Raw genomic sequence first — 16,724 nt, forward strand, 5'->3', positions numbered from 1 at the left:
CCGCTGTCCAAAGGTCTTTCTCTCAGCCATCGCGCTCGCAGCAACCGTCATCTACTGGTTATGAATCCTGACCCTAATCAGGGGCGATCGGCACGGATGCTTCATCGTCGCCTTCAATGGCGTTTTCCTCGTCGACGATCACTTCTTCTTCCGTCTCAGGCGCGGTGGCGACTTCCTCGCCCGTCCAATAGACGATGATCCCGACGCCAAAGATCACCACAAGCGCCATGCCAATCAGGGGCCATTTGTGACGGCTTTCCTGTTTTTTGAGGTTCGTGTCTGGTGGACTCATAATCCGCTCCCTTTCGCTGTCTTCGGGCTGTGCCGCGCAGCACTTCGCGCGGTCCTCGTTACCGGGCCAACCCGGCAAGCCGTGCCAAAGTTCCCGAAAAGGGAAGGTTTCACAAAAGCGCCATCACCTCTGCCATGGTGCGACGGTAACCCGCCACGATCCGATCCCGCTGCCGGTGCCGCCCGCCCGTCACCGCATGGCGGCCCGCCGACCACAGATCGGTCACCACCCGGTCCTTGGCGGCAAAGGCCAGACCGTCGAGCAATTGGTCAGGCCGCAGCGCGCAGAGCGCCGGGTCTTGGCTGTCGATCGCCACAAGATCGGCCCATTCGCCGACCGCGATCTCGCCCCGGCCCCGGCCAAGCGCTTGGGCCCCGCCACGCGCCGCACCTGTGTAAAGCGCCGCCCCGACCGAACCTTCGCCCGCCACCATCACATTGCGTGCCAAATCCCGCAGACGTTGCGAATATTCCAGCGTGCGCAATTCCTCAGTCAGCGAAATCAACACGTTGGAATCCGATCCGATGCCAAACCGCCCCCCGGCGGCAAGGTAGCCCGGCCCGTTGAACGGCCCATCGCCCAGATTGGCCTCCGTCACCGGGCAAAGCCCTGCCACCGCGCCGCTGTGGGCCATGGCGGCGGTCTCACCTTCCGTCATATGGGTGGCGTGGATCAGGCACCAGTTCTCGGCCACCTCGGCATTGGCCAGCAACCACTCGACCGGGCGCGCGCCAAGCCAAGCGGAGATATCCAAGACCTCTTTGGGCTGTTCGGCGATGTGGATATGGACCGGCACATCAGGATGGGCGGCCAGCACCTCGGCCAATTCCGCCGGAGCGGTGGCGCGGAGCGAATGGGGCGCGATGCCGACGCGGCAATCGGGGGGCAGGTCCCGCACCGCCCGCTGCGCCTGCTCAACCAGCGCGCCGAAGCGCGCCACCCCATTGCCAAAGCGCGCCTGCCCCGCCTGCAAGGGCTGCTGCCCCGCCCCGCCATAGGTATAGAGCACCGGCAGATGGGTCAGCCCGATCCCCGTCTGCGCTGCCGCCGCCGCGATCCGGGCCGATAGCTCACCCAGATCGTCATAGGGCGTGCCGTCGGGCTGGTGGTGGAGGTAGTGAAACTCTCCCACGCTGGCGAAACCGGCCTCTTGCATCTCTAGGAAGACGAAGGCCGCGATGGCTTCGATATGCGCGGGCGTCAGATGGGCGGTGAAGCGATACATCAAATCACGCCATGTCCAGAAACTGTCCTTCCCGGCCAAGCGCGTCTCGGTCATCCCGGCCATGGCGCGTTGGAAGCTGTGGCTGTGCAGATTGGCCAGCGCGGGCAGCAGGGTGTCGACATGGGTGTCATCGGCCTGCGGTGCCTGCCCGGTCTCAACCTGCGTCACCCGCCCATCGGCAACCGTGATCCGAACATCGCGCGCCCATCCCTGCGGCAGTTTTGCATGTGTAGCGAAAATCATTTGACGGCCCTCTGCTTCTTTATGTATAGACATATAACTAATAAAACCGATGTAGAAAAGCGAAACCTTAGGAGGAGGCGATAAGATGACAGCGCAGGATCGGGTCTTGGTCGACCTCACGGCGGCGACGATGGATGGCCCACAGCCCTATGGTTTGATCGAAGATGCGGCGATTGCGATTGCCGAGGGCCAGATTGCATGGGTCGGCCCGCGCGGTGATCTGCCGCAAGGCTACCGCGACCTGCCCGCCGAATCGCTGGGTCAGCGCCTCGTCACCCCCGGGCTGATCGATTGCCACACCCATATCGTGCACGGCGGCGACCGCGCGCGGGAGTTCGAGATGCGGCTGGAGGGGGCCAGCTATGAGGAAATCGCCCGCGCCGGGGGCGGCATCGTCTCAACCGTCACCGCTACCCGCGCCGCCGATGAGGCAGAGTTGCTGGCCGATGCCCTGCGCCGCGTCGACGTGCTGATCGCTGAAGGGGTCACGGCCATCGAAGTCAAATCCGGCTACGGTCTGGATATCGAGACCGAGCTGCGCATGCTCCGCACCGCCCGCGCCATTGGCCAGCAGCGCCCGATCCGCGTCTCCACCACCTTCCTCGGCGCCCATGCGGTGCCTGCTGAATACGCAGGCCGCGCGGATGCCTATATCGACGAAGTCTGCCTCCCCGCCCTGCGCGCCGCCCATGCCGAAGGGCTGGTCGATGCGGTCGACGGGTTCTGCGAGGGCATCGCCTTTCAGCCGGCCCAGATCGCACGGGTCTTTGACCTGGCGCGGGAATTGGGCCTGCCGGTGAAACTCCATGCCGAGCAATTGTCGAACTTGGGCGGCGCGCGACTCGCGGCCTCCTATGGCGCGCTCTCGGCGGATCATATCGAATACCTTGATGAGAGCGGCGTGAGCGCGATGGCCAAGGCGGGCAGCGTCGCCGTTCTGCTGCCCGGTGCCTTCTATACCTTGCGCGAGACTCAGTCGCCGCCCATAGACCTGCTGCGCCGCCATGGCGTGCCGATGGCGCTGGCGACGGATATCAACCCCGGCTCATCGCCGCTGAACTCGCTGCTGCTGACCCTCAACATGGGCTGCACCCTGTTCCGCCTGACACCGGAAGAGGCGCTGCGCGGCGCCACGCAGCACGCTGCCCGCGCGCTCGGGCTGGCGGATTGCGGCATGATCCGCCCCGGCCTGCGCGCCGACCTCGCCGTTTGGGACATTAAACACCCGGCCGAGCTTGCCTATCGCATCGGCTTCAACCCGCTTCATTCCCGCATTTTCGGAGGCCAATCGTGACCACCCTGACCCTCACCCCCGGCGCGGCCACTTTGAACGATCTCGCCCGCATCTACCGCGAAGAGGCATCGGTGCGGCTCGACCCCGCCTGCCGCCCCGCGATTGAAGAGGCCCATGCCCGCATCGCGCGGGCCGTGGCGGGGGAGGATGCCGTTTACGGCGTGAACACCGGTTTCGGAAAGCTCGCCTCGGTCAAGATCGCGGCGGAGGATACGGCGGCACTGCAACGCAACCTGATCCTGTCGCATTGCTGCGGTGTTGGCCCCGCGATCCCGCGCGGCCATGCGCGGCTGCTGATGGCGCTCAAACTGCTGAGCCTCGGGCGCGGTGCCTCGGGCGTGCGGCTGGCGGTCGTGGACCTGATCGAAGCCATGCTGGAGCGGGGCGTGACCCCGGTGATCCCGGCGCAAGGGTCGGTCGGGGCCTCGGGCGATCTGGCCCCCTTGGCGCATATGGCCGCCGTGATGATGGGCCATGGCGAGGCAGAGTTCGAGGGTCGCGTCATGACGGGCGGCGCGGCGCTGGCCGCCGCGGGTCTCACCCCGCTGGAGTTCGGCCCCAAGGAAGGGCTGGCGCTGATCAACGGCACGCAATTTTCCACCGCCTTCGCGCTGGCGGGGCTCTTCGACGCATGGCAGGCCGCGAACTCGGCGCTGGTGATCTCGGCCCTGTCGACGGATGCGATCATGGGCTCGACCGCGCCGCTGCAACCCGAAATCCATGCCCTGCGCGGCCACCGGGGCCAAATCGAAGCGGGCGAGACGATGCGCGCCCTGCTCAATGGCTCGGAAATCCGCGAAAGCCATGTGGCGAATGATGCCCGTGTCCAAGACCCCTATTGCATCCGATGCCAGCCGCAGGTGACGGGGGCCGCGATGGACGTGCTGCGCATGGCCGCCGCCACGCTGGAGGTCGAAGCCAATGCCGCCACCGACAACCCGCTGGTGCTGACGGGGGCGGACATCATCGTCTCGGGCGGGAATTTCCATGCCGAGCCGGTGGGTTTCGCCGCCGATATGATCGCCCTCGCCGTGGCCGAGATCGGCGCCATCGCGCAGCGCCGGGTGGCGCTGATCGTGGACCCGGTGCTCAGCTTCAACCTGCCGCCCTTCCTGACGCCGACCCCCGGCCTCAACAGCGGCTATATGATCGCCGAAGTCACCACCGCCGCGTTGATGAGCGAGAACAAGCATCTCGCCAACCCCTGCGTCACCGACAGCACGCCGACCTCGGCCAACCAAGAGGATCACGTCAGCATGGCCGCCCATGGCGCAAGGCGGCTGGGGCAGATGATCGAGAACCTGAACCGCATCCTTGGGGTGGAACTGCTCTGCGCCGCGCAGGGCATCGACTTTCGCGCGCCGCTGGCCACCAGCGAGACGTTGCAGCGGGTGGTCGCGCGGGTCCGCGAAGAGGTCGCGACACTGGAGGAGGACCGCTACCTCGCCCCCGATCTGGAACGCGCGGCACGGATGGTAGCGGGCGGTGAGATCACCCGTGCCGCCGCCTGCGAGATGCCGGGGCTTTCCACATGACCCCCGCTGAGATCACACCCGTCGAGATCACCCGCGGCGACAGCCCCATCGTGCTCGGCCTGCCCCATACCGGGACCGACCTGCCCGAGGCCATCCGGCGCGACCTGAACCCGCGCGGGCGGGAATTGGCGGATACCGACTGGCATATCGACCGGCTCTACGACGGGTTGCTGCCCGGCGCGACCACGGTGCGCGCCACCTTCCACCGCTATGTCATCGACGCCAACCGCGACCCTTCGGGCGCATCGCTCTACCCCGGGCAGAACACCACCGGGCTGGTGCCGCTTACGGATTTCGACGGGCAAGACATCTGGACCACCCCGCCCGACGCAGCCGAGGTTGAGGCCCGCCGCGTGGCATACCACACGCCCTATCACGCGGCACTCAAGGCCGAACTGGCCCGCGTTCGCGACCTGCATGGGGTCGCGATCCTCTATGACTGCCACTCGATCCGCTCGCTGATCCCCTTCCTCTTTGACGGCCGGCTGCCCGATTTCAACATCGGCACGAACCTCGGCGCCACCTGTGCGCCCCAGATCCAAGCGGCTGTTGAAAAGACCTGCGCCGCCGCACCCGGCTACACCGCCGTCAGCAACGGGCGCTTCAAAGGCGGCTGGACCACGCGCCACTATGGCCGCCCCGCCGAAGGGCTCCACGCGATCCAGATGGAACTGGCGCAAAGCAGATACCTCGGCGCCGAGGCCCCGCCTTGGCCCTATGACCCCGACAAGGCCGCGCGGCTGCGCGTGCATTTGACCGATATCCTGACAACTCTGGCCGCACTGGCCCCTACCCTGAAAGGCACAGCATGAGCGATCCGCGCAAGAACACCCGTGACGTCTATCCCGCCACCGGCACCGAGCTTTCGGCGAAAAGCTGGCTGACCGAAGCGCCGCTGCGGATGCTAATGAACAACCTGCACCCCGACGTGGCCGAGAACCCGCATGAGCTGGTCGTCTACGGCGGCATCGGGCGCGCGGCGCGGACGTGGAAGGACTACGACCAGATCGTCGCCTCCCTGCGCGCGCTGGAAGACGACCAGACGCTTCTGGTGCAATCGGGCAAACCGGTCGGCGTCTTTCAGACCCACAAGGACGCCCCGCGCGTGTTGATCGCCAATTCCAACCTCGTGCCGCATTGGGCGAATTGGGACCATTTCAACGAACTCGATAAGAAGGGTCTGGCGATGTACGGCCAGATGACCGCCGGATCGTGGATCTACATCGGCAGCCAAGGCATCGTGCAGGGCACTTATGAGACCTTCGTCGAGGCGGGCCGCCAGCACTATGGCGGTGACCTCAAAGGCAAGTGGATCCTCACCGGGGGCTTGGGCGGCATGGGCGGCGCGCAGCCCTTGGCCGCGGTCATGGCCGGGGCCTGCTGTCTGGCGGTGGAGTGCAATCCCGACAGCATCGATTTCCGCCTGCGCACCCGCTACGTCGATGAAAAGACCGACAGCCTTGATGAGGCGCTGGCGATGATCGACCGCTGGACCGCCGCGGTCGAGGCGAAATCCGTGGCGCTTCTGGGCAATGCGGCAGATGTCTTTCCCGAACTGGTGAAACGCGGGGTCCGCCCCGATATCGTGACCGACCAGACCTCGGCCCATGACCCGGTGAACGGCTACCTGCCGCAGGGCTGGACGATGGGCGAATGGCGCGAGAAACGCGAGAGCGACCCCAAAGCCGTCGAAAAAGCCGCCCGCGCCTCGATGAAGGTGCAGGTGCAGGCGATGGTCGATTTCCACGCCGCGGGCATCCCAACGGTCGACTATGGCAACAACATCCGCCAAATGGCGCTGGAGGAAGGCTTGCAGAACGCCTTCGACTTCCCCGGCTTCGTCCCGGCCTATATCCGCCCGCTGTTCTGCCGCGGCATCGGCCCCTTCCGCTGGGCGGCGCTGTCGGGCGATCCTGAGGATATCTACAAGACCGACGCCAAGGTGAAGGAAATCCTCTCTGAGGACACGCATCTGCACAACTGGCTCGACATGGCGCGGGAGCGTATCTCTTTCCAAGGGCTGCCCGCACGGATTTGTTGGGTGGGCTTAGGCGTGCGCCACAAGCTGGGGCTGGCCTTCAATGAGATGGTCCGCACAGGCGAGTTGAGCGCGCCGGTGGTGATTGGCCGCGATCACCTCGACAGCGGCTCCGTCGCCTCGCCCAACCGCGAGACGGAGGCAATGAAAGACGGCTCGGATGCCGTGTCGGACTGGCCATTGCTGAACGCGCTTTTGAACACCGCCTCGGGGGCGACTTGGGTGTCGCTGCACCACGGCGGCGGGGTCGGCATGGGCTTCTCGCAGCACTCAGGCATGGTGATCTGCTGTGACGGGTCCGAAGACGCCGACCGGCGGATCGAGCTTGTGCTGTGGAACGACCCGGCGACGGGCGTGATGCGCCATGCGGATGCGGGCTATGACGAAGCACGCGATTGCGCCCGCGAACACGGGCTGAACCTGCCGGGTATCCTTTAAGCGCTGCCGCCGCCGCCCGCTCGCGGCGACGGCTCAATAGCGCGTGGTCAGGCGGTGGCCGGGGCGGTAGGACAGCCGCACATAGGTCACCGCCTGCCCCTCCCACCACGTCGACCGCTCGACCGTAAAGACCGGATCGCCCAGACCGCAGGCGAGGTATTCGCTCAGCCGCTGATCGGCCAGACCGGCAGAAAGGCTGATCTCCACATCCGAAAAGGGAATGGCCGAGATCAGCCATTCGTTCGGCCCGACATCGGTGAAACTCTCCTCCCGCGCCTGCGGCAGGGTGGCGAGGTTGATCCAACGGTCCTCAAATTGATAGGGGTCGCCATCGGCGTAATGCATGCAGACCAGATGCAACGCCTCGCTCCCCGCGTCCAGTTTGAGCCGGGCGCGCAGCCAGTCGGGCGCAGGCTCAACCGCGTAACTGACCCGCGAATACCGGTAGTCGGCGCCCTTCTCTTCGATCTCGGCCCGGACCAGCGGAATGTCGAAACGGGCCTGCCGCAGCGGGGCCATGCGCACCCGCGTCCCCGCCTTGCGCCGCCTTTCGATGAACCCCTCTTCGGCCAATTCGCGCATGGCGCGGTTGACCGTCGCCCGGGCGCAGCCATAGGTCTCGGCCAGATCGACCTCATTGGGCACAAGGCTGCCCAGAGGCCACTCGCCCTTGGTGATCTTTGACAGGATGTCGGTTTTCACATCCCGGTAGGTGACTTTCATAGGACGGCCTGCTGCGATCATGACTGTTTTACCAAGCATTACACTAGATCAATCCCCAGCCCAAGCGCCCCCCGCGCGCCCCGCCCGGAGGGATACCGCCTGAGCCGGGCGCGGGTCTTGCCTCCCGCCGCATTTGCTGGAAAATTACCCGCCACCTGCCCCCTCAGCCAGAAAGGCCGCCCATGCGCGTTCAGCCCCCGAAAATCCGCACTGCCGCTTTGCTCTTGGGCCTTGGCCTGCTTGCCGCCTGCGGTGGCAAACAGACCGAAGTCGTCGCGGTTCCGGCGGATGAGGTGGAGTGTATGGCCCGCGCGATGTATTTCGAATCCAACCGCTCCAGCCGCGACGGGATGGTGGCCGTGGGCACGGTGGTGATGAACCGCGTCCACTCCGACGCCTTCCCCAACACGGTCTGCGGTGTGGTCGGCCAGCCCAATCAATTCGCCCCCGGCGTGATGACGAAACCGATGACCGACCGCGGCGCCCCGCTGGCCCGCGCCACGGCACTTGCCGTGCTTCAGGGGGAGCGGCATCCGAAAGTCACCCGCGCCAGATTCTTTCACGCGGCGTGGTACAATGCGAACTACAACAACATGCATTATGTGGTGACCGCGGGCGGCAACGCCTTTTACGAAAAGCGCCGCGCCCATCTTGTGACCGCGCCCAACCCGCTGCCGCCGCTCGAAGGGATCACCCCGCACTGAGGGTCACAGAACTCCGCGGGCGATGAGGATCAGCACAAGGTAACGCCCGCCCTTGGCAAGGGTGACGATCAGCAAAAACCGCCAAAGCTGTTCGCGCAACATGCCCGCAGCCAAGGTCAGCGGATCGCCGATGATCGGCACCCAACTGGCCAGCAGGGTCCAATAGCCCCACCGCCGATACCAGCCAGAGGCGCGGGCCATCTGCTTGGCCGAGAAGGGAAACCAGCGGTGATCGGCGAAATGACTAAGGTAGCGGCCCAGCCACCAGTTCAGCAGCGATCCCAGCACATTCCCCAGCGTCGCCACCAGCCACAGAAGCGCCGTGGCATGAGCGCCCGACCACATCAGCCCCAATAGCACCGTTTCGGATTGCGCGGGAATCAGGGTGGCCGCCAGCAGCGCCGCGAAGAACAGGCTCAGCAGGGCCAGCATGTCGGCGGCGAGAGTGGGCAAAGACGGCAGGGCATGGCGCGTCAGTAATGACGCCGCGCCCACAGGGCAAGCCGCGCTTTGGAACAGCGCGCAGGCTTATTTGGTCAGGATCAACTTGCCCGCCCGCGTGATGCGCAGCGTATAGGTCTGGCCGTCCAAAACGATATTCGCGGTCGAGCCATTGGGCACCAAGGCACGGGCATCATGCACAGCCTCTTGGGCCGGTTGGGCCGCGGGCGATGGATCGGGCAGTTTTTGCATCAGGCTCATGCCATCTCTCCCATTTGGCGGGCGCGTTGCAGATCAATGAGATGCTCCAGCCCGAAACCGTCGCAGGCGGCGGCATCGTTGCTGCCAAGCGCGATGTCGCGCCAGCTGTTGTTGGATGGGGTCTGTAGCCGGGCATGGGCCATTGGCTCGGGCGTGGTCACGGGTGTCCTCACGGGGCGGGCTCCTTTCCATTGACATCCGGGCTTCCGACGCGCGGTGGCTTGGACGGTTTCGGCGTAAAGTCGTTCATACCCCGGCGAAACGCCCGGGTTCCCTTAACGGCTACTTAATCTGATTATTTTAGTCAAGTATAGAAACCCCGGCCCTCCCGCGTTATTCAGCGTCGATCTTCTGAATGGCGCTAAAGCCTTCGAACTGCGGCGCGCCCTCGTGCAGCTTGCGGGTCTGCCCCGCCCGCGCATGGGCGGCGCGAAAGGCATCGCTGGTCGTCCAAGCCCGAAAATGCGCCTCGCTCTCCCAAACGGTGTGAGACGCATAGAGGATCGCCCCCTCTGCCTCGGGCCCTTTGAGCATGTGGAAGGACACGAAGCCTTCGCTCTCCTTCAGGTGGCTTTCACGGTTCAGCCAAAGCGCTTCGAAAGCGGCGGCATTCTCGGGCAAGACGGTGAAACGGTTCATGGCAAGATACATGGGCCTGTCCTTTATTTCTCGATCATGGCGTTGCAGGGGTCGTCGCGCTCGGCGGGCGGGATGAGGCGGGTCTCATCGAAAGGCACCGCGGTCTCGGCCTCTACAAAGCCGATAGCATGGGTCGTGACCTCGGGCGCAGCGCGGGCGATGAGGGCGGGAATGCCCCAATCGGCGCGAGCGTGGCCATTGCCGGTGATCACCGCCACGGGCGGGCCGTAGGCTTTGAGCGCGGCGAGCGCGGCGCGGGCGAAAGTGGCATCGCGGTAGCGCTGCACGGCGACCATCCCGCCCATCATCTCGCGCGGCATGGCTTCGCAATGGGCAGCGAATTGCAATTCTACCCGCGCGGCCTGCTGATCCTCCGGCAAGGGCTGGTCAAGGCCGAAGCGCGCCGCCTCAGGCCCGAAGAGCGCGGCTGCCCCCTCGCGGTACACACGCTGCACAGCCTCACGCGGGGCGGCGGCACCGATAATGCGGGCGTCTCCCAAAGCGTCAAAGATGGGGGCATAGATATCGAAGTGCTGCCACCCGCTTGCCGCCCAAGCCTGCGCAATCTGGCTGCGACCGGCGTCGGCCTTTGCCGCCTCTTCGGCGGTGAGCATCTCGAACACCACAGCCGTAGGACGCAGCGCTTTTAACTCAGCGGCCTGTTCGAGATGGGCATGGGGATTGTCATGCACCTCGCCCAAGATCACGATCTCGGCGAGGGCGTCAGCGTTCGCGGGCAGCGCCAGCCAGAGTAGCAGCGCGGCGCAAAGGCGCATCGCGCTCACGATTTGCGCTCATCCGTGTCGGTTTTGATTTCGGGGTCGTTGTAATCGTTGGGGTCAAAGTCTTCGGGGTCGAACGGGTCTTCGTCCTCGGCGATGCCGCTGACATGGGTGGTGCCGCTTTCCTCGTCAAAGACCAACCCGTAGTTCGCCTTGCCCTCGCTTTTGTAGCGCCGAAACTCGTGGATGCCTGCGTAGACGAAAACCAGCGTGATCGGCAGCAGAATCAGAAATGCGATAACTTGGGCGTCCATAAACGCGCTCCTTTGAATGCTTGTCGGGGGCCTGTCTCACCATAGGGGGCGCGGGTGGAGGACACTGCGCGCGCGGTGATCCGGCCAAGGATCTTAACGGTCGCTGCGCCAATTGCGCGGCCTGACCAGATGCGGCCCTATCTGAACCGCCTTAAGAGAGAAAGCATTAATCCGCGCAGTTTGTTCCGCAAGCTCTATTTCGCAGGCCCTTGTTTTATTGCGTTCCACCGACTCTTTGACCCCCGCACGCCCCCTCTTTTGCGCCCTGCGCAGCGGCGGCGGCATCGCACAAGCGCCTATGAAACCAGCACAAACGCGCGGACTTAGGCAGCCGTTCCGCAAAAAGGGACGCGTTACAAAAGCTTCGTCAAACTTAAACATTCGTGACATTCACCACTGCGATAGGTCGCCCCGCAAACCCCGGGGGACTTATGCTCGTCATTTCTGAACTGACCAAAACATTCGGCGCGAACACAGCGGTGGCCCGCGCCAACCTAAAGGTCGACAAGCCGCAGATGATCGGAATCATCGGGCGCTCCGGCGCGGGGAAATCCACCCTGCTGCGGATGCTCAACCGGCTGACCGATGCCTCCTCGGGGCAAATCCTGTTTCAGGGGCGCGATGTGACCGCCCTGCGCGGCGCGGCCCGGCGTGGCTGGCAGGCGGAATGCGCGATGATCTTTCAGCAGTTCAACCTCGTCCCGCGGATGGATGTGGTATCGAACGTGCTGCACGGCACGCTCAACCGCCGCTCGACGCTCAGCAGCATCTTCAACCTCTACCCCGATGCCGACATCACCCGCGCCATCGAAATCCTCGACCGGCTGGGCATCGCGCAGCACGCGCCCAAACGGGCCGAGGCGCTTTCCGGCGGGCAGCAACAGCGCGTCGCCATCGCCCGCGCCCTGATGCAGGACCCGCAGATCATTCTGGCGGATGAACCCATCGCCAGCCTCGACCCGATGAACGCGCAGGTGGTGATGCAATCGCTGCGCCGCATTCATGAGGAAGACGGCCGCATGGTCATCGCCAACCTTCACACGCTGGATACCGCGCGCCGCTACTGCGACCGCGTGGTGGGGATGCGCGACGGCAAGATCGTCTTTGACGGCACGCCCGAGCAGCTGACCACCGGCATGGCCCGCGAAATCTACGGTGCGGACAACAGCTTTTCCGAAGCCGCCACCTCAACCGAGATCGAAACGCTGGACAAAGTGCCAGCCTGACACGACCCGCCCCAAAGGGCATTTTTTGCAAACGGAGACGACACAATGAAAAAGCTCATCGCCGCCGCCTTGGCAACCACGGCCCTCACCGGCACCGCCATGGCCCAAAGTGCCGAGATCGACGAATTCCGCATCGGCATCCTCGGCGGGGAAAACGCGCAGGACCGGATGAACTCCTACGAATGTCTGCGCGGCTACACCGAAGAGCGCCTTGGCGTTCCGGCCAAACTCTTTGCCCCGGCCGACTATAACGGCGTGATCCAGGGCCTGCTGGGCGGCACGCTCGACATGGCATGGCTGGGCGCCTCGGCCTATGCCGCCGTGCATCTGCAAGACCCCGAAGCGGTCGAGCCGGTGCTGGTCAAGATCAACCTCGATGGCTCCTACGGCTATCACTCCATCGGTTTCGCGCGCAAAGACGCGGGCATCGAGAGCCTTGAAGACATGCAGGGCAAGGTCTTTGGCTTTGGCGATCCGAACTCCACCTCCGGCTACCTGATCCCTTCCATCGAAATCCCCCAGACCACTGGTGCCACGATGGAATCCGGCGACTACTTTGGCGAAGTGAAATTCACCGGCGGTCATGAGCAGACCATCGTCGCGGTCAACAACGGTGACGTCGACGGCGGCGTGACATGGGCCGACGGTCAGGGCAACTGGGAAGACGGCTACAACTCCGGCGCGCTGCGCAAAGCCGTGGACGCGGGCCTCGTCGATATGAACGATCTGGTGGAAATCTGGCGCTCCAAGCCGATCCCCGAAGGCCCGGTCGTGCTGCGCAAGGCCCTGCCCGAAGAGGTCAAGGCGACGATGACCCAACTGGTGGATGAACTGCACGAGAAAGACGCGGACTGCGCCTACGGCGTGGCCGCGGGCGAGAGCCTTGGTTTCGATCCGATCGCGCATGACGCCTATGTTTCCATCGTCGAAGCGCGCAAGGCGAAATCCAACTGATCGCAGCGATTACAAGACATCTGGCAGGTCCCGACAACGATTGTCGGGGCCTGTCGTCACAGGGGGACGACAGATGCACCAGACCACCACCGCACCGCAGATCACGGCGGATTACCTTGCCCACACCCGACAAAAGCGGGTGATGAACATGATCCTGCTGGTCGTTTTCCTGGCCCTGCTGATCGGCGGTTTCGGCACCGCCAATGCCCGCAACGCAGGCGGGTTCTGGAACGGGCTGCCCAATATCTTTGACTTCCCCGCCGATGTGCTGGGCGAGGCTTGGGAGCGTATCCATCTGCTGCCCGGCTATTTCGTGAAATACCTCCCCTCTCTGATCGAGACGGTGAACATCGCCGGGGCCGCCACGCTGATCGGCGCGCTGCTGGCCTTCTTCGCTGCCCTTCTGGCCACCCGCGGCCTTGCCCCGGCCCCGTGGCTCGTAGCGCCGCTGCGCCGCCTCCTCGACGTGCTGCGCGCGGTGCCTGAGATCGTCATCGCGCTGGTGCTGATCTTCCTTCTGGGCGGCGGCCCGGTGCCCGCGATGATCGCCATCGCGCTGCATACCGTGGGCGCGCTCGGCAAGCTTTTTTCCGAGGTGAACGAGAACGCCTCTCTCAAACCCGTGGACGGCCTTGCCTCCGTCGGCGCAGGCTGGCTGCAACGCATGGTTCTGGGCGTCGTGCCGCAGGTCGCGCCCAACTACCTCTCCTACGCGCTGCTGCGGTTCGAGATCAACATCCGCGCCTCGGCCATCCTCGGCTTCGTCGGCGCAGGCGGCATCGGCTATGACCTGCGCAACACGATGTCTTGGGGCCAAGGCAAATTCGACGAGGCGGCGGCGATCTTTCTGCTGCTCTTCGGCACCATCATCATCGTCGACCAAGTCTCAAGCCATTTCCGCGATCGGCTGACCCATGGCCGCGCCTATAAGGACAAGGGAGCCATCCTGTGACCGACCTTACCGCTTCCACCCTCCCCGCTCAGCAGGTCGCCAGCCGCAGCTTCCGGCGCAAACGTATGGCGAGCCTTGCCGCCCCGGTGATGATCCTTGCCTATCTCACTTACGTCTTCTTTGCCTTCGACGTGGCCGGGCTGGGTGACCGCATCAACGTGTCGAACATGAAGACACTGGTGGCCGACAGCTATAGCTACAAAACCCATGCCGCCCGCGACAACCGCAACGGCGAGATGGAGATCGCCATCGAAGGCGAGCGCAAGGGCCGCTATGCCCCCGGCACCGCCCCCGATTGGGTCATCTTGGGCGAGACGACCCGCGTCAAGTTGGGCAACGGCCATACTGTCGAACTGGGGCCAGAGGTGCGCTATGACGTGCCGGGCTACGGGCTGATCACCGCCACGCCGGGGCGCAGCGGCGTCAACGCCACCCTGCCCGATGGCCCCTTGCCCGCGTGGATCAACGCCTCGAAAAACCGTCTTGCCGTGACCACGGAGGCAGGCCGCCTCACGATCACCCGCAACCGCGCCGAGGTCTTCCGCTATTTCAACGGGTGGGAGCTGTTCTTCTTCACGCTCGACAGCCCCTACTACGGCATGTCCCCGCTTGAGTTGCTGCGCAGCGGTGAATATGGCGCGATCTGGAACGACTTCTGGACCAACAAGATGTGGCGTCACGGCGATGTGGCTTGGGCGCTGGTTGAGACCGTTCTCATGGCCTTCCTCGGCACTTTTGGCGCGGCGATGATCGCCCTGCCGCTGGGGTTTCTTGCGGCCAAGAACTTCTCGCCGCTTGGCGCGCTGCGCTTTGCCGCGCGGCGGCTCTTTGACTTCCTGCGCGGGGTCGACGGGCTCATCTGGACCATCGTGCTGTCTCGTGCCTTTGGCCCCGGCCCGCTCACCGGCTCGCTGGCGATCCTGCTGACCGATACCGGCACCTTCGGCAAAATCTTTTCCGAGGCGTTGGAGAATGTGGACGACAAGCAGATCGAGGGCATCGCCTCTACCGGGGCCACCCCCGTGCAGCGCTACCGCTTTGGCGTGATCCCGCAGATCACCCCGGTTCTGCTGAGCCAAGTCCTCTACTATCTGGAGTCGAACACCCGCTCTGCCACCATCATCGGCGCGATCACCGGCGGCGGCATCGGCCTTTTGCTGACCCAAGCCATCATCACCCAGAAAGACTGGGAAGAGGTGAGCTATTACATCGTGCTGATCATTCTGATGGTCGTGGCGATGGACAGCTTCTCGGGCTGGCTGCGCCGCAAACTGATCGCGGGCAATGAGGCGGGCCACTGATGGCGCGTCTCAAAGCGGATGCGCCCTTCCTTCACCCGGACTGCGAAGTGACTGACACGCAGTTCGGGCGCTATGTCGAGATCGGGCGCGCCACGCGCCTCGCCCATTCCGAATTCGGGGATTACTCCTATTGCGACCGCTGGTGCGACATCGCCAACACGCAAGTCGGCAAGTTCAGCAATATCGCCGCCAGCGTGCGCATCGGGGCCACGGATCACCCGATGGAAAAGGCCAGCCTGCACCACTTCCACTACCGCGCCGGGGACTACTTCGACGGGGCCGAGAATGACGCTGACTGGTTCGCCCTGCGCCGCAGTCGCCGCACGGTGATTGGCCATGACACATGGTTGGGCCACGGCGCGCAGGTCCGGCCCGAGGTAACCATCGGCCATGGCGCGGTGGTGGCGGGCGGGGCCATCGTCACCCGCGATGTCGCCCCCTATATGATCGTCGCTGGCATTCCGGCCAAACCGCTGCGCCGCCGCTTTTCCGAAAGCATCGCCGCGCGGATGGAGGAATTGGCGTGGTGGGATTGGCCCCATGACCGACTGCAAGCGTCGCTCAAGGACTTTCAAACCCTCCCCGCCGAAGCGTTCTTGGAGAAATACGGCTAGTCGCCGGGGTTGAGCGTCAGCGTGACCCGGTCACCCGCGAACCAAGTCACCCCATACTCCACCGGCATGCCTTCGGGGTCCACGTTGATCCCCGCCGAGCGCAGGATCGGCGCGCCTTCGGACAGCCGCAGATGCAGCGCCTGCGTGGCGGTGGCAAGCTTCGCCGTCAGCCGGGTCGAGGCGCGGGTGTAATCCGCCACCCCGCCCTGCGCCAAGGCGGTGGTGACGGAACGGCTGGCCTCAAGCGCCGCCAACAGATCGGGAAACCGCGCGGCGGGAAAGATGCTGCGAAAGATCGCGATGGGCTGCTTATCGGCCAGCGACAACCCCTCATAGACATGCACCTGCGCCTCGCCCTCCAGCCCCAACTGCGCGGCCTCATGGGCCGAAGCGGCGCGGGTCTCCAAGGTCAAAACCTCTTTGGCTGGCACCCGCCCCGCCGCCGCGAGGTTCTGGTGAAAGCGCACCCGTTTGCCGATGGGATAATCCGTGGGCCGCTGCGCCACGAAGACCCCCGCCCCCCGGCGGCTATAGGTCAGCCCACTCTCATTCATGTCGCTGATCGCGCGGCGCACCGTGTGCCGGTTGACCCCAAAGCGCGCCGCCAACTGCGCCTCGGTCGGGAGCCGGTCGCCGGGGGCGTATTTCCCCGCGGCGATGTCATGGGTCAGGGCGGCGGTGATGGTTTTCCAGATCGCAGTACGGGCCATGTCGCAGAAGTTTCACATATCCAAGCTTGCGCCAGCGGAAGGCCAGCGGCTAATTCTTGTCTAGTTGTATAGTAAATTAGACAAATGCACAAGGTGTC

At 64.8% G+C, this 16,724-nt stretch carries 20 protein-coding genes; 10 read left to right on the plus strand and 10 right to left on the minus strand.

Features of this window, described 5'->3' with window-relative positions; translation table 11 throughout:
• Positions 1–73 precede the first annotated feature (73 nt).
• Positions 74–292 carry a hypothetical protein gene (locus ACGYLQ_RS17730; RefSeq protein WP_394444158.1) on the minus strand — a complete coding sequence of 73 codons (219 nt, stop codon included), beginning with the start codon at positions 290–292 and terminating at the stop codon, positions 74–76.
• 109 nt (positions 293–401) lie between these two features.
• Positions 402–1,760 (minus strand): formimidoylglutamate deiminase, encoded by a 1,359-nt coding sequence (locus ACGYLQ_RS17735; protein WP_394444159.1) that lies wholly within the window; start codon positions 1,758–1,760, stop codon positions 402–404.
• 85 nt (positions 1,761–1,845) lie between these two features.
• On the opposite strand from ACGYLQ_RS17735, the gene hutI reads away from it, so the two are divergent.
• The 4 genes from hutI to hutU are packed head-to-tail and all read left to right on the plus strand — an operon-like array spanning position 1,846 to position 7,065.
• Positions 1,846–3,054, plus strand: a complete 1,209-nt coding sequence (hutI, locus tag ACGYLQ_RS17740; RefSeq protein WP_394444161.1) for an imidazolonepropionase — start codon at positions 1,846–1,848, stop codon at positions 3,052–3,054.
• The gene (hutH, locus tag ACGYLQ_RS17745; protein WP_394444162.1) at positions 3,051–4,589 is read left to right on the plus strand and encodes a histidine ammonia-lyase; all 1,539 of its coding nucleotides are present in this window, start codon (positions 3,051–3,053) and stop codon (positions 4,587–4,589) included. The genes hutI and hutH overlap by 4 nt, the downstream gene beginning before the upstream one ends.
• A gap of 11 nt (positions 4,590–4,600) precedes the next feature.
• Positions 4,601–5,401 carry an N-formylglutamate deformylase gene (gene hutG, locus ACGYLQ_RS17750; protein ID WP_394444197.1) on the plus strand — a complete coding sequence of 267 codons (801 nt, stop codon included), beginning with the start codon at positions 4,601–4,603 and terminating at the stop codon, positions 5,399–5,401.
• Positions 5,398–7,065, plus strand: coding sequence for a urocanate hydratase (gene hutU, locus ACGYLQ_RS17755; RefSeq protein ID WP_394444163.1), 1,668 nt, complete (start codon positions 5,398–5,400; stop codon positions 7,063–7,065). The genes hutG and hutU overlap by 4 nt, the downstream gene beginning before the upstream one ends.
• A 33-nt stretch (positions 7,066–7,098) precedes the next feature.
• On the opposite strand, the gene ACGYLQ_RS17760 is transcribed toward hutU, so the two are convergent.
• Entirely contained in the window at positions 7,099–7,788 is a 690-nt protein-coding gene (locus ACGYLQ_RS17760; protein WP_394444165.1) for a UTRA domain-containing protein, read from the minus strand.
• Positions 7,789–7,970: 182 nt separating this feature from the next.
• On the opposite strand from ACGYLQ_RS17760, the gene ACGYLQ_RS17765 reads away from it, so the two are divergent.
• On the plus strand, positions 7,971–8,492 hold the full coding sequence (locus tag ACGYLQ_RS17765; RefSeq protein WP_394444167.1) for a cell wall hydrolase: 522 nt from the start codon (positions 7,971–7,973) through the stop codon (positions 8,490–8,492).
• 3 nt (positions 8,493–8,495) lie between these two features.
• Here the strand turns inward: ACGYLQ_RS17765 and ACGYLQ_RS17770 are convergent, their stop codons facing one another.
• The 6 genes from ACGYLQ_RS17770 to ACGYLQ_RS17795 form a co-directional block, all read right to left on the minus strand.
• Positions 8,496–8,924, minus strand: coding sequence for a YqaA family protein (locus ACGYLQ_RS17770; protein ID WP_394444198.1), 429 nt, complete (start codon positions 8,922–8,924; stop codon positions 8,496–8,498).
• Between the two features lie 96 nt (positions 8,925–9,020).
• Entirely contained in the window at positions 9,021–9,185 is a 165-nt protein-coding gene (locus tag ACGYLQ_RS17775; protein WP_082851946.1) for a hemin uptake protein HemP, read from the minus strand.
• A gap of 5 nt (positions 9,186–9,190) precedes the next feature.
• Positions 9,191–9,367: a hypothetical protein gene (locus tag ACGYLQ_RS17780; RefSeq protein WP_156505605.1), complete on the minus strand. Its 177-nt coding sequence runs from the start codon at positions 9,365–9,367 to the stop codon at positions 9,191–9,193.
• Positions 9,368–9,527: 160 nt separating this feature from the next.
• Positions 9,528–9,845 (minus strand): antibiotic biosynthesis monooxygenase family protein, encoded by a 318-nt coding sequence (locus ACGYLQ_RS17785; RefSeq protein WP_394444169.1) that lies wholly within the window; start codon positions 9,843–9,845, stop codon positions 9,528–9,530.
• 11 nt (positions 9,846–9,856) lie between these two features.
• Positions 9,857–10,609: a ChaN family lipoprotein gene (locus tag ACGYLQ_RS17790; protein WP_394444200.1), complete on the minus strand. Its 753-nt coding sequence runs from the start codon at positions 10,607–10,609 to the stop codon at positions 9,857–9,859.
• A 5-nt stretch (positions 10,610–10,614) separates the two neighbouring features.
• Positions 10,615–10,869 (minus strand): hypothetical protein, encoded by a 255-nt coding sequence (locus ACGYLQ_RS17795; protein WP_209217383.1) that lies wholly within the window; start codon positions 10,867–10,869, stop codon positions 10,615–10,617.
• A 431-nt stretch (positions 10,870–11,300) separates the two neighbouring features.
• Between ACGYLQ_RS17795 and phnC the strand changes: the two genes are divergently transcribed.
• From phnC to ACGYLQ_RS17820, 5 genes are all read left to right on the plus strand, one after another.
• Positions 11,301–12,095, plus strand: a complete 795-nt coding sequence (phnC, locus tag ACGYLQ_RS17800) for a phosphonate ABC transporter ATP-binding protein (RefSeq protein ID WP_394444171.1) — start codon at positions 11,301–11,303, stop codon at positions 12,093–12,095.
• A gap of 45 nt (positions 12,096–12,140) precedes the next feature.
• Complete coding sequence (gene phnD / locus ACGYLQ_RS17805; RefSeq protein ID WP_271689405.1) at positions 12,141–13,049, plus strand: phosphonate ABC transporter substrate-binding protein; 909 nt, start codon at positions 12,141–12,143, stop codon at positions 13,047–13,049.
• A 73-nt stretch (positions 13,050–13,122) separates the two neighbouring features.
• Complete coding sequence (phnE, locus tag ACGYLQ_RS17810; RefSeq protein ID WP_394444173.1) at positions 13,123–14,001, plus strand: phosphonate ABC transporter, permease protein PhnE; 879 nt, start codon at positions 13,123–13,125, stop codon at positions 13,999–14,001.
• A gap of 65 nt (positions 14,002–14,066) precedes the next feature.
• Positions 14,067–15,302 (plus strand): phosphonate ABC transporter, permease protein PhnE, encoded by a 1,236-nt coding sequence (gene phnE, locus ACGYLQ_RS17815; RefSeq protein ID WP_394444201.1) that lies wholly within the window; start codon positions 14,067–14,069, stop codon positions 15,300–15,302.
• Positions 15,302–15,916, plus strand: a complete 615-nt coding sequence (locus ACGYLQ_RS17820) for a chloramphenicol acetyltransferase (RefSeq protein ID WP_394444174.1) — start codon at positions 15,302–15,304, stop codon at positions 15,914–15,916. Before phnE (ACGYLQ_RS17815) ends, ACGYLQ_RS17820 begins: the two co-directional genes overlap by 1 nt.
• Here ACGYLQ_RS17820 and phnF read toward each other — a convergent pair.
• On the minus strand, positions 15,913–16,626 hold the full coding sequence (phnF, locus tag ACGYLQ_RS17825; RefSeq protein WP_394444175.1) for a phosphonate metabolism transcriptional regulator PhnF: 714 nt from the start codon (positions 16,624–16,626) through the stop codon (positions 15,913–15,915). The genes ACGYLQ_RS17820 and phnF overlap by 4 nt on opposite strands.
• Positions 16,627–16,724: the final 98 nt, after the last annotated feature.

It is taken from the genome of Sulfitobacter sp. 1A12779, assembly GCF_043557315.1.
Lineage (GTDB): Bacteria > Pseudomonadota > Alphaproteobacteria > Rhodobacterales > Rhodobacteraceae > Sulfitobacter > Sulfitobacter faviae.